We start from the raw sequence: 13,019 nt of genomic DNA, 5'->3' as shown, positions 1-13,019 counted from the left end.
TCAGAAGTGAAACGAAATAGCGCCGATGGTAGTGTGGGGCTTCCCCATGTGAGAGTAGGACATCGCCAGGCTTTAAATTTAAGAAGCCCGCTCGAAAGAGCGGGCTTTTTTGCATCTATAGAGTTTTAAAATTAGCTCACTTTATACCTAAAAAGTGTTCATCTAAGGTGCGATATACTTGCTCTCTGCAACCTTCCAAAAGGCTTTAACAAGCGGATTCTCCAGCTGAGTTTTGTTGCAGCAAACACCAAGTTTAAAAGGTTTAATTGGTAAGACTTTTAAACGATTTATCTTTTCTCTTACCGGACTGTTGTTGATTACAACATCAGGTGCGATACCTACTCCACACCCCAATGCAACCATACTTACGATGGCTTCATGTCCGGAGGTTTGTGCGTAGATCTTTGGCTTTATTTTCATTTGTTTGAGCCAAGTATTGGCCCTGTCCCTTGCCGTTCCTGCTTCTGGGAGTATGAATGGAATGACCGACCAGTCTGGTTTTTCTTTTTGTAGCTCTTCAGCAAACGCACTAACCCCAACAGGTACGATGACAGAAAGTGGGATTTCACTGATCGTTTCAAATGCGATTTTATTTGGCATCTGTTCTGACTTGGCTGATATGGCAATATCGGCTTCATCTGCTAGTATTTTGTCGATCGCTTGAGCTGGATCGCCGGTTGATAGTTTGAACTCAATGAAAGGGTTCTGAATACGAAAGTCAGAGATTAGCTCCGGAAGATGGCTGTAGCTTGCAGTAACAGAACAAAAGAGACGGATTTCTCCTTTCAGTTCATCCTCGGTTCCCTTCAGGTGACTCTGATACTGCTGCCATTCGCCAAGAATCTTTAAGGCAACTGGGACTAGCTTTTTACCTTGGATAGTTAAATCAACGCTACGGTTGTCGCGTAAAAACAATTGTTGGCTGGTTTCCTCCTCTAGTTTTTGTATCTGTCGGCTTAAGGCTGAAGGGCTAATATGCATTGCCGCTGCGGTCTTGGCGAAACTTTTACTCTCACAGAGATGAATGAAAAGTTGCAGGCTTTTGATATTCATTAAATTTTCATTTCCATGTTGCATAAATTGCAATAACTAATTGTGAATATATCACTTTAAGCAATCTCATGTCTGTTTTAGTATGAAGTTATTCGGTAAGGCAATTACTGACCTCAATGGAAGAATCTCAAAGGAGCACCCAGATGGCTAATTATTTCAATACCCTAAACTTGCGCGAGCAGTTGGACCAATTAGGTCGTTGTCGTTTTATGGACCGCAGTGAGTTCGCTTCAGAAGCGGATTATCTGAAAGGTAAGAAAGTAGTCATTGTAGGTTGTGGTGCTCAAGGTCTTAACCAAGGTCTGAACATGCGCGACTCTGGTCTAGACGTTGCTTATGCGCTTCGCCAAGCCGCGATTGATGAGCAACGCCAGTCATTCAAAAACGCAAAAGACAACGGTTTTGAGGTAGGTAGCTACGAAACGCTAATTCCACAAGCTGATCTAGTAGTAAACCTTACTCCAGATAAGCAGCACACAAACGTTGTTGAGACGGTAATGCCGTTGATGAAAGAAGGCGCAGCACTAGGTTACTCTCACGGTTTCAACGTTGTTGAAGAAGGCATGCAAATCCGTAAAGACCTAACGGTAGTAATGGTTGCACCTAAATGTCCAGGTACGGAAGTTCGTGAAGAATACAAGCGCGGTTTCGGTGTACCGACTCTTATCGCTGTTCACCCAGAGAACGACCCAAAAGGTGAAGGTTGGGATATCGCGAAAGCTTGGGCAGCAGCAACCGGTGGTCACCGTGCTGGCTGTCTAGAGTCTTCTTTCGTTGCTGAGGTGAAATCTGACCTAATGGGTGAGCAAACTATCCTTTGTGGCATGCTACAGGCTGGCTCTATCGTGTGTTACGAGAAGATGATTGCTGATGGTATCGATCCTGGCTACGCTGGTAAGCTTCTTCAATACGGTTGGGAAACCATCACTGAAGCACTGAAGTTTGGTGGTATCACTCACATGATGGATCGCCTAACTAACCCTGCAAAAGTGAAAGCATTTGAGCTTTCTGAAGAGCTAAAAGAACTGATGCGTCCGCTATACAACAAGCACATGGATGACATCATCACCGGTCACTTCTCTAGCACTATGATGGCTGACTGGGCAAACGACGATGCAAATCTACTAGGCTGGCGTGCAGAAACAGGTGAAACTGCTTTCGAAAACTACCCAGAAACTGACGTAGAAATCTCTGAGCAAGAGTACTTCGATAACGGTATCTTGATGGTTGCTATGGTTCGTGCGGGTGTTGAGCTAGCATTCGAAGCGATGACGGCATCTGGCATCATCGATGAGTCTGCTTACTACGAGTCTCTACACGAGCTGCCACTTATCGCAAACACTATCGCACGTAAGCGTTTATACGAGATGAACGTGGTTATCTCAGACACTGCGGAATACGGTAACTACCTGTTCGCTAACGTAGCAACGCCGCTTCTACGTGAGAAGTTTATGCCAGCCGTAAATACTGACGTAATTGGTAAAGGTTTAGGTGAAACGTCTAACCAAGTGGATAACGCGACTCTTATCGCTGTGAATGAAACAATCCGTAACCACCCTGTAGAGTACATCGGTGAAGAGCTACGTGGTTACATGACTGATATGAAGCGTATCGCGGTGGGCGGCTAAATGACTGGCCTTAAGGCTCCATTTCGGTGTCGAAGGTGCTCGTTTACTATCGTAAAGTCCGCGCCTTCTCCTAGAAATGAAACCTTAATACAGCGTAATTTACTTAGTCTCAAGTAACGCAGTAGATAAACTCCAGGCAGACTGGAGTGATAAATACAAAATAAAACACAACATCTAATCAAAAGGCTTGGTCGCCGTTGACCAAGCCTTTTTGTTTTTAGCCGATTTATCTGCGCGCCGATAAGAAAAACGCTCCTTTGTGAGGAGCGCTTTGATACTTATTTTTCAGCAAGCTTTTCTTCAAGTTGCGCCAACTTCTGTTCCATTTCTGTTAGCTTTTGACGTGTACGTAGTAAAACTTGAGTTTGAACATCAAACTCTTCGCGACTTACAACATCTAGCTTGTTTAGCTGGCCTTGGATTACTTGACGAACTTTCTGATCGACATCAGAGCCCAACTCTTTTACAGGTTGAGGCATTGAGTCGTGAATCTGTTTAGCAATTTGCTCTAATTTCTTTGGGTCAAACATAGTGGCTAAAACTCCTTTTGATTTGTCCTCATTTTAAGTAAATGATACGTGAAAGTCGCCACTTAGATGGCAAAAAAGAGAGCGGCAATAAAAAAGGCCACCGAAGTGACCTTTTTGAATGCCTTAATAGCTTATCTGTTATCCGCTAATTCACGATGAGCTGCTTTCGCTTCGTCAACTCGCGCTAACTTCTCCAAGTCTTTGTCTTCAACAAATACTGGCAGAGGTTTGTGTTTTTCAGCTAGGTAGCTGTAAATCACAGGTAGTACAAATAGTGTGAACAGTGTACCGATTGCAAGGCCAGCAACGATGACGATACCGATACTGAAACGTTGCGCGGCACCTGCACCTGTTGCGTACATCAGCGGGATAAGACCTGCGATCATCGCAGCAGTGGTCATTAGGATAGGGCGAAGACGCACTTTCGCAGCTTCCATCACCGCATCAATACGAGACAGTTTATTATGTAACTGCTCTTCTTTGGCGACTTCACAGATCAAGATACCGTGCTTGGTTATTAGGCCGACCAGCGTTATCAAACCAACCTGCGAGTAGATGTTCATCGAGGCCGTACCCCAGGCCAATGCGATCAAGGCACCACATATTGCCAGAGGTACAGATACCATGATGACAATAGGATCGCGGAGTGATTCAAATTGAATCGCCAGAACGAGGAAGATGATCGCAAGTGCAAGACCGAAGGTTGCATACAAGGCACTACCTTCCGTTACAAACTGACGAGATTCGCCCATGTAATCGTGGTTATAGCCTGCAGGCAGCTTGGTTTGTGCAATATTCTCAAACCAGTCGATTGCGTCACCCATAGCAACACTAGGCGATGGTACTGCACCCACAGTCGCTGAGTTTAGCTGGTTGAAGTGTGGCAAAGAGCGAGGCTCAGCCACCACATCGATAGTAATCAGACTGCCTAATGGAACCGCTTTACCATCCACAGAGCGTACATAGTAGTTCTTCATCGATTCTGGGTTTAGACGCCATTTACGCTCAACTTGAGGAATCACCTCATACGAGCGGCCATTCAGGTCGATTCGGTTTACATAACCATCTGCCATCATGGTGCTGAGAGTGATGCCAATGTCTTGCATAGTCACACCGTAGGCACCCGCTTTGTCTTTATCGATCTTGATCTTCATCGTTGCTGAATCGTAGTTCAAATCCAGGTCGGAATAGACAAACATTGGGCTACTTGCAACATCGGTTAGAATATCGCTAGCGATAGTAAACAAGCTCTCGAAGCTATTTGGTGTTGTAATTACAAACTGAACAGGTAGACCTGAGCCTGCACCTGGAAGCTCTGGCATTTGGAATGCAGTGACAGACATACCAGGCACACTTGATACTAGGCCACCCACACGTTTCGTGATTTCAGATTGGCTTGCCTCTCGTTCACTCCAAGGCTTCAATGTTGCTAGGCCAAACGCTTGGTTTGAGTTTGGTACACCATTAAAGACCTGTGCGTATTCCACCTCCGGTTGATCTGAGAGTATTTGGTTTACGTCATCCATGGTATTTTGGATATAGTCCAAGTTCGCGTTTGATGGGGCGGTACCCATCAGCATGACCACACCTTTATCTTCAGATGGTGCTAGTTCGCTAGGAATAAACTTGAACAAGACCGGTAAGCTTGCAAATACAATGATTGCAAACGCAATAACAACCGGACGATGAGCCATTACCGCTTTCAACATGCCTTCGTAACGAGTGGTCATGCCATCAAGGATATGGTGAACTTTTTGCTCAAACTTGCTTGGCTTCTCGTTCGCCTTCAGCATCTTCGAACACATCATTGGTGATAGTGTCAAAGCGATGATGCCGGATACGAATACTGAACCTGCCAGTGTCAAAGCGAACTCTTTGAACAATGAACCGGTGATACCACCCATCAATGCGATCGGTGCGTACACTGCACCTAGCGTCAATGTCATCGCGATAACTGGAACCGCAATTTCACGTGTACCAATGATTGCAGCTCGGAATGGTGATTCCCCTTCTTTGATGTGACGGTCAACGTTTTCTAGTACAACGATCGCGTCATCCACCACCAGACCGATGGCAAGCACCATCGCCAGTAGCGTCATCAAGTTCCAAGAGAAACCCATTGCCTGCATCACCATTGCCACACCAATCAATGAAAGTGGAATGGTCACGATAGGAATGATTACCGCGCGGAATGAACCTAGGAACAGTGTGATAACCACAAGTACGATTACTGCTGCTTCAAGAATCGTTTTCACTACTTCGTGAATCGATTCGTTGATGGCGATAGTTGAGTCGTACATTACGTTCATTTTGATGTTACTTGGTAGGTTGCGCTCAAGCTGAGGCAACAGTTCAAGTACGTCTGCTGCAATGTTGATTGGGTTAGCACTTGGCGCTGCGTTGATCGCTGCAACCACAGCTTCTTGACCGTTTGCACTTGCGCGATAAACGTCGTGACTCTTCTCTAGCGTTACTTTAGCGATATCACCTAGGCGGATGACATCCCCTTCACCAGTTTTCACGACCAATGCTTCAAGTTCAGCAACGTTTGATACCTGAGTATCTGCGCTACCGTTATAAAGCACGAACTCACCCGTCGCTTGACCGGTTGCAGATTGGTAGTTGTTGGCGTTAAGAACGCTCATCACATCGGTTGCGGTCAACTTCAAAGCGCCCATTTTGGCAGGATCTAGCCATACGCGCAGTGCGTACTTCATACCACCATACAGGTCAACTTTGGACACACCGTTTACGGTGAACAACTGCGGGTTGATTACACGCTCAAGGTAGTCAGTGATCTGGCTTGAAGATAACTCGTCACTCGTAAAGCCGATGTACAGTACCGCCGTTGTCGAACCTGTCGACATGGTTACGGTTGGGTCTTCGGCTTCTTTTGGTAGCTGTGAACGTACCGAGTTGGTTTTCGCCAGAATGTCAGACAACGCCGCATTTGGATCAGTATTCAACTTCATGTTTACAGTAATGGTCGATTTACCCAGTACCGATTGCGAAGTCATGTAATCAATATTATCGGCTTGCGCTACCGCTTGCTCCAATGGCTGAGTAATAAAGCCTTGGATCAAGTTGGCACTTGCACCGTAGTAACTGGTGGTCACGGTGACCACCGTATTCGTCATTTCAGGGTATTCACGAACCTGCATTTTGAACACCGCTTGCAAGCCAAGCAATGCAATCAAAAAGCTGATCGATACCGCTAAAACTGGACGTTTTATAAAAACATCTGTAAAGCGCATGATGCCTCCAACTTAAAGCATTGGTGTTTCAGCAGGTGGGGTAGTTGCATCGCTTTCGACAATGCTTACTTTCGCATGGTTACTCAAACGGACTTGACCCGACGTCACCACTACATCACCTGGCTTCACGCCTTCTAGAATGTGTGCGATATCTTTAGAGCGTTCGCCAACTTTTACCACATGCTGCTTAACGCGTTTTTCGCCATCTTCTTCTGTTACGATGTAAACATTGTCGCCATACAGCGTAAATGTGATCGCGGTTTGAGGTAGAGTGACCTGATTTTCTAATTTAGGCAGAATGATGTTTGCACGCGCGAACATACCACTACGTAGTTTGCCGTCACTGTTAGGGATATCCGCTTGAACTTGAATCAAACCACTTTGTACGTTTACAGCTGGTTCAATCGCAGAAATAGACCCTTTGAAAGGTTGGTCTGGATAAGCGTCAACAAAGATATCCACTTCTTGATCGATATTGATACGTGAAATATCGGTTTGTGGCACGGTGAAGCGCAAGCGCATCACGCTGGTATCTTCAAGGCGAACGATATCGGTGCCCGCCTGTAGGTACTGACCGAGGTACACGTTACGAATACCTACCACACCATCAAATGGCGCTTTGATTTCGCGTCGGTCGATGGTTGCTTTCAGGCTTTCAATATCCGCTTTTAAGGAGAAGTAGTTTGCTTCTGCTTCGTCATACGCTTCTTTAGAAATAGAGCCTTTTTTGAATAGGCCTTGGTAGCGTTTGTATTTCGCTTCTGCCGCTGGCAACTTAGCTTGCGAGCTCTTCAAATTTGCTTTTTCGACTTCAGAATCAAGCAACACTAATGGCTGACCCGATTTAACTTGAGTACCGGAATCAAACGCGATTTTATCGATAACACCGCTGGTCTCATTTGCTACCGTCACGCCTTGGTTTGGCTCGATAAAACCAATTGCCTCGATGACTGGTACCCAATCCACCGCTTGCACTTCTGTCACGGTTACTGGGAACTCAGGTTCAGGACGGTTTGCCATGTATTCAGCGATCTTTTGTTGCTTAAATAAATTGAAACCTATCACGCTGCCGAACAAGAGAACGGCGATAAGTAACATAAAGAAAGTCCACTTTTTCATTCTATTAAGAACTCCAAGTTAGTGTTTAATAATTGCATCCCAACTGGCTTCAATAGCGGCCTCTAATGCCGTCTTATCCAGTTGATAAAATCCCAAAGCGTGTTTCCGAGCAAGTGCAACACTTGCCTCAAAACTCAATCCAGAAAGTACTTCGTTATCGAGAAGCTTGAATACTCCCTCGTCTTTGCCCTGATTGAAAAGAAGATCTACTTGGGCAAACATTTGTCTCTCAAGTTCCCGAGCTTTGCTACTATTTGAACAGGGTAAAGACTCATATTGGACTCGGTTGCTGATCGCACTTAAGTTCGAGCTCGCTAAATTCCAAATATTGAGCCACATGGTTCGATAACGCTGTTTTAAAGGCATCTCTTCACTAACACCTAGTTGCACCGCAGTAGCAACACGCTTAGCAACGTTAAGGCGTAGTTCCTCTAAAAGATGTTCTTTATCTGAGAAATAACGGTAAATCGTCCCTGCTGCGACACCTGCCTCATTGGCGAGCTTTTGCATGGAAAGCCCTTGAAAGCCAGATTCAGCAATGAGTTGTTCAGCAGCGACTAAGATTTGTTCTCGTTTATCTACAGCAGGGTTATCCTTCATAATGTCACCCTTTAGTGAATGAACGTTCATTCATTATAGCTTAAATACCCGCCATTTATGCAACAGAATATTGCACTTAATTGGTGTGAAAATTACAAGAAATCAGCATAGCTTTCACGAGGCCACCCCTTTATCATAGGCGCCACATTCATCACCCGCAGAGAATTTCTATGAAGCTGAACCCTAGTCAAGATGAAGCCGTGAAATACGTGTCTGGTCCATGCCTAGTGCTAGCAGGTGCTGGCTCGGGCAAAACTCGTGTTATTACCAATAAAATCGCTTATCTGGTTCAGCAATGTGGTTACAAAGCGCGTAACATTGCGGCGGTGACGTTTACCAACAAAGCAGCACGTGAAATGAAGGAGCGTGTAGGTCAAACGTTAGGGAAAGGTGAGTCTAAAGGTTTGATGGTATCAACATTCCACACTTTAGGATTGAACATCATCAAGCGTGAGTACAAGCATTTAGGGTTGAAAGCGGGCTTCTCACTGTTTGATGACCAAGACCAGCTAGCTCTGCTCAAAGAGCTTACTGAAAAGCAGCTTGATGGTGATAAAGATCTGCTACGTCAGCTTCTGAGTTGTATTTCCAACTGGAAAAACGACATGTTGACGCCAGAGCAAGCCAAAGCGCGTGCGCAAGGTGAACAGCAACAATTGTTTGCGTTCTGTTTTGATATGTACCAAAAGCAAATGAAAGCCTATAACGCGCTCGATTTTGATGACCTAATTTTGATGCCCGTTTTACTCTTACGTAATCATGAAGACGTTCGTCAGCGTTGGCAGAATCGTATCCGTTACCTACTGGTTGACGAGTATCAAGATACCAACACGAGTCAGTATGAGCTGGTCAAATTAATTGTCGGAGAACGTGGACGATTGACGGTTGTAGGGGATGACGATCAGTCTATTTATTCATGGCGTGGTGCGAAACCTCAGAACCTCGTGTTGCTAGGTGAAGATTATCCGAATTTGCGTTTGATTAAGCTAGAGCAAAACTACCGTTCAACGAGTCGAATCCTGCGTGCGGCCAACATTTTGATAGCTAACAACCCTCACGTCTATGAGAAGTCCCTGTTCTCTGAAATTCCTGACGGTGAAAAACTCAAAGTGTTGTTGGCTAAAAATGAAGAGCACGAAGCAGAGCGCGTAACGGGTGAACTAATTGCGCATAAGTTCCTAAACCGTACCGAATATAAAGATTATGCGATTCTATATCGTGGTAACCACCAATCACGTTTGATTGAAAAGTCTCTGATGCAAAACCGTGTACCGTATAAAATTTCTGGCGGCACCTCGTTTTTTGCGCGCGCAGAGATTAAAGACATCATGGCGTATTTGCGCGTTTTGGTTAATCCGGATGACGACAATGCATTTTTGCGCATTGTGAATACTCCACGACGTGAAATTGGCCCAGTAACGTTAGAGAAGTTAGGCAGTTATGCCAATATGCGAGGGAAGAGCCTGTTTGAATCGAGCTTTGAAATGGGGCTCGAACAGCACCTAACGGGACGTGGTCTAGAAAACTTGCGTCGTTTCACCCAATGGCTAGTGGCGATTGCTGATCAAGCTGAGCGTGGTGATACCGTCGAAGCGGTTCGTTCGCTAGTTCGTGATATCCATTATGAAGATTGGCTATACGAAACTTCAGCAAGTCCGAAAGCCGCTGAAATGCGAATGAAGAACGTTTCTGACCTTTATTCATGGATAGTGGCGGACCTAGAGGGTGACAACTACGATCAAGAAGAGAAAACGTTAAAAGAAGTCGTTCAACGTTTGACCTTGCGTGACATGATGGAGCGCGGTGAAGAAGATGAAGACAGTGATGCAGTACAACTGATGACCTTGCACGCATCAAAAGGCCTTGAGTTCCCATATGTATACTTAATTGGGTCCGAAGAAGGTATTTTACCGCACCAAACCAGTATTGATGAAGATAACGTGGAAGAAGAGCGTCGCCTGATGTACGTTGGTATTACTCGAGCGCAACGTGAACTGACTTTCACTATGTGCAAAGAGCGTCGGCAGTTCGGCGAGTTGATCAAACCGACTCAAAGCCGCTTTTTGGATGAGTTGCCATTTGATGACGTTGAATGGGAAGTAAACAAAAAGCCAGTATCAGCAGAAGAGCGTATGGCGAAAGGTCAAGCACACATTGCCAATATTCGAGCAATGTTTAAGAAGTAAAGTAACCTTGTTCTCACTGACTAAAAACAAAAAGGCTTGCCAACTGGCAAGCCTTTTTCGTTGATGTCTTTACTTATAGACCTTCAATCATGTGGTCAATTGCTGCGATGATTTCATCGTCAGAACAGTCCATACAGGTCCCTTTGGCTGGCATCGCATTGAAGCCTTCTAATGCGTGCTTCACTAACGTATCTTTGCCTTGTGCAATACGTGGTGCCCAATCATCGGCATTACCTGTTTTAGGTGCGCCGTTTACACCAGATGCGTGACAAGCAATACAAAAAGTACCATAAACTGTGGCGCCATCACGTGGACCGGTTGGTTCTTCTTTCACTGGCTCAGAACCTGCTAGATAAACATCACCGACAGGTTGGATGCGTTCTGCGATCGCATCGTATTCAGTTTGGCTGATGTCAGAAGCTAAAGCTGCCGTAGAAAACGTTAAGGCAGCGAACAAAACGCTAATCATTTGTCGAGACATATCCATTAAACCCACTTCACATTCCCGAGGTAAGTGACTTACCTATTTATATAGTTAGAGTATTAATGCCGAGCAGAGAAATCATTAAATTCCACTGAATGGCATAGAATGATTAGACAACTTGGTTGCAGCTGTTAAATCAATGTAAATAATGGGTGATTATATCCCGATAACTTGTTGCAATAAACAACAAGTTATCCATGACAGGGCGTGAATCACATCAAAAATCCACTTTAACGGAAGATAACTGTCGAAAAAGAGACCAAACGATAAAAAAAGTAAAAAAAGTACTAGACGGCATAGTGTGATATCCGTATTATTCCACTCCGCCGATAGGGCATGCGCCCGTAGCTCAGTTGGATAGAGCGTTGGCCTCCGGAGCCAAAGGTCGAAGGTTCGAATCCTTTCGGGCGTACCATTGCCTCGGAGGATACATCGGTAAAAATCAGTGGTGGCTATAGCTCAGTTGGTAGAGCCCCGGATTGTGATTCCGGTTGTCGCGAGTTCAAGTCTCGTTAGCCACCCCATTCTTTCTTTTTTAGATTGAATGCGGTAGCATTGCTCCCAATCTTGATTCAATCAAGATAAAACATCGTCGGTGAATAGCGCAGCTTGGTAGCGCATCTGGTTTGGGACCAGAGGGTCGGGGGTTCGAATCCCTCTTCACCGACCACTATTTAGTTTATGGCTCTAATAGAGCGGTAAACAGAAAAAATTGATGGTGGCTATAGCTCAGTTGGTAGAGCCCTGGATTGTGATTCCGGTGGTCGCGAGTTCGAATCTCGTTAGCCACCCCATTAATTAAGGTGACTTCTTAGTTGAAGTGTCCTGTCTGATTTGAGAAAATCAGCAAATACAGTTCGGTGAATAGCGCAGCTTGGTAGCGCATCTGGTTTGGGACCAGAGGGTCGGGGGTTCGAATCCCTCTTCACCGACCACTATTAGAAAGCCTGCTTTTTAGCAGGCTTTCGTCGTTTTAGAGTTTATGATCTCGCTTGGACTGTATTAGTCGGTAATGTATCAATGGATTTGAACCCAAGTGGGGTTCGCCTGAAGTTAGAATTCGGCTCTTCACCGACCGCTATTTAGAGCCCCAGTCGAAAGACTGGGGCTTTTTTGCATCTCTCCTGAAAAGAATCGGCATTCCATTTCAATTTTCCCCAAAAGTGTACAGCTCTAGGGGCTTTTGACCACCTATGATCCAAATGCTTTTCGAGCTGACAAAATAAACCCCAGAGCAGTGTCTGGGGTTTTGTAGTTTTCTAATCCGCTGCTTTTATTGGGCGAGTGTTTTAAGGATTTCTTTCAGTTCTACCGTTTCTTGGATTTCAAAACTTGGCGTTATATCCGTTGAGTTACTTGCGCCTGTCGCATTCACCCACACACTCAAAATACCCATATTGTTAGCGCCAGCAATGTCAGCAGGTAAAGAGTCGCCCACGTGTAGAGCCTCTTCTGGTTTTACTTCGACCAAGTCGAGCGCTTTTTGGAAAATACTTGTAGCAGGTTTCTCTTCTGGCTCTTCTCCTCCCACAATAATATGGTCCACCCAGTTGCTCATTTGTGTCGCGTTTAATTTAGGGTGTTGAGAAAAAATCGGACCGTTAGTGATCACGACGAGTTTGTAATGTTGACGAAGGTCGCTGAGCATTTCTTTTACACCAGGGAAGAAGGTGAACGCGCCCATACGTGCAGAGTCAAAGTAGTCTTGAGCTTGTTGAGCCTCTTTTGCAGTGATGCTGACGCCTTGCTCCGCCAAGATGTTTTGGATCAGGCCACAACGGAAGGCATTTTCATCGGGTAGCAGAGCCACAAGGTGAGGGAACTCAGCATTCAGCTTTTTGTATACACCCTGTAAGTAGCGCTGCAAAAACGCTTTTGGCTCGGTAACTTGTGGGTAGGTCTTATGAATCCAAGTTGTAAACGCTTGTCCTGCAACTTTATCGGCTTGTGACGTTGCACATAAAGTCTCGTCCATATCAAAAAAAATCGCTTTAAGCACAGGGGCTCCTTTTATTTACGGCTTGGCTTTGACACTGTTCATCTATTATCCCACTCTCAATTGTGTCGTAAAGGGTTAAAACCGGCGAGTTTTCTTATGACGTACGAATGAGGATAGCGGTACTTTCCTTTGCTTAGTCAATAAACCGCTTAAGTGGCGCATAATC

The 13,019-nt window shown here is 45.2% G+C and carries 9 protein-coding genes and 5 tRNA genes; 7 read left to right on the top strand and 7 right to left on the bottom strand.

Annotated elements, in window-relative coordinates; all coding sequences use genetic code 11:
- Positions 1-162: 162 nt before the first annotated feature.
- Entirely contained in the window at positions 163-1,053 is an 891-nt protein-coding gene (ilvY, locus tag R7O03_RS08605; protein WP_005379097.1) for an HTH-type transcriptional activator IlvY, read from the bottom strand.
- Positions 1,054-1,196: 143 nt separating this feature from the next.
- Here ilvY and ilvC point away from each other — a divergent pair, with 143 nt between their 5' ends.
- On the top strand, positions 1,197-2,681 hold the full coding sequence (gene ilvC / locus R7O03_RS08600; protein ID WP_005379098.1) for a ketol-acid reductoisomerase: 1,485 nt from the start codon (positions 1,197-1,199) through the stop codon (positions 2,679-2,681).
- Positions 2,682-2,959: 278 nt separating this feature from the next.
- Here ilvC and ubiK read toward each other — a convergent pair whose 3' ends face one another.
- From ubiK to R7O03_RS08580, 4 genes are all read right to left on the bottom strand, one after another.
- Entirely contained in the window at positions 2,960-3,211 is a 252-nt protein-coding gene (gene ubiK, locus R7O03_RS08595) for a ubiquinone biosynthesis accessory factor UbiK (protein WP_005379099.1), read from the bottom strand.
- A 131-nt stretch (positions 3,212-3,342) separates the two neighbouring features.
- On the bottom strand, positions 3,343-6,465 hold the full coding sequence (gene vmeD / locus R7O03_RS08590) for a multidrug efflux RND transporter permease subunit VmeD (RefSeq protein ID WP_005379100.1): 3,123 nt from the start codon (positions 6,463-6,465) through the stop codon (positions 3,343-3,345).
- 12 nt (positions 6,466-6,477) lie between these two features.
- The gene (vmeC, locus tag R7O03_RS08585) at positions 6,478-7,584 is read right to left on the bottom strand and encodes a multidrug efflux RND transporter periplasmic adaptor subunit VmeC (RefSeq protein ID WP_005379101.1); all 1,107 of its coding nucleotides are present in this window, start codon (positions 7,582-7,584) and stop codon (positions 6,478-6,480) included.
- Between the two features lie 18 nt (positions 7,585-7,602).
- Positions 7,603-8,184: a TetR/AcrR family transcriptional regulator gene (locus R7O03_RS08580; RefSeq protein WP_005384254.1), complete on the bottom strand. Its 582-nt coding sequence runs from the start codon at positions 8,182-8,184 to the stop codon at positions 7,603-7,605.
- 170 nt (positions 8,185-8,354) lie between these two features.
- Between R7O03_RS08580 and rep the strand changes: the two genes are divergently transcribed.
- The gene (gene rep / locus R7O03_RS08575) at positions 8,355-10,370 is read left to right on the top strand and encodes a DNA helicase Rep (protein ID WP_005379104.1); all 2,016 of its coding nucleotides are present in this window, start codon (positions 8,355-8,357) and stop codon (positions 10,368-10,370) included.
- Between the two features lie 73 nt (positions 10,371-10,443).
- On the opposite strand, the gene R7O03_RS08570 is transcribed toward rep, so the two are convergent.
- A complete protein-coding gene (locus R7O03_RS08570) occupies positions 10,444-10,857 on the bottom strand; it encodes a c-type cytochrome (protein WP_005384252.1) in 414 nt (137 codons plus the stop codon).
- Positions 10,858-11,192: 335 nt separating this feature from the next.
- Here R7O03_RS08570 and R7O03_RS08565 point away from each other — a divergent pair.
- From R7O03_RS08565 to R7O03_RS08545, 5 genes are all read left to right on the top strand, one after another.
- Positions 11,193-11,269 (top strand) — tRNA-Arg (locus R7O03_RS08565).
- A gap of 33 nt (positions 11,270-11,302) precedes the next feature.
- Positions 11,303-11,378, top strand: a tRNA-His gene (locus R7O03_RS08560).
- 69 nt (positions 11,379-11,447) lie between these two features.
- Positions 11,448-11,524, top strand: a tRNA-Pro gene (locus R7O03_RS08555).
- A gap of 48 nt (positions 11,525-11,572) precedes the next feature.
- A tRNA-His gene (locus R7O03_RS08550) sits at positions 11,573-11,648 on the top strand.
- A gap of 64 nt (positions 11,649-11,712) precedes the next feature.
- Positions 11,713-11,789: transfer RNA gene (locus R7O03_RS08545), tRNA-Pro, on the top strand.
- 338 nt (positions 11,790-12,127) lie between these two features.
- On the opposite strand, the gene R7O03_RS08540 is transcribed toward R7O03_RS08545, so the two are convergent.
- Positions 12,128-12,853 carry an HAD family hydrolase gene (locus R7O03_RS08540; protein ID WP_005379107.1) on the bottom strand — a complete coding sequence of 242 codons (726 nt, stop codon included), beginning with the start codon at positions 12,851-12,853 and terminating at the stop codon, positions 12,128-12,130.
- Between the last annotated feature and the right edge of the window lie 166 nt (positions 12,854-13,019).

Origin of the sequence: Vibrio sp. Vb2960 (genome assembly GCF_033337665.1) — a bacterium.
GTDB classification, from domain to species: Bacteria; Pseudomonadota; Gammaproteobacteria; order Enterobacterales; family Vibrionaceae; genus Vibrio; species Vibrio alginolyticus.
This window is presented reverse-complemented; position numbering and strand designations above follow the sequence as displayed.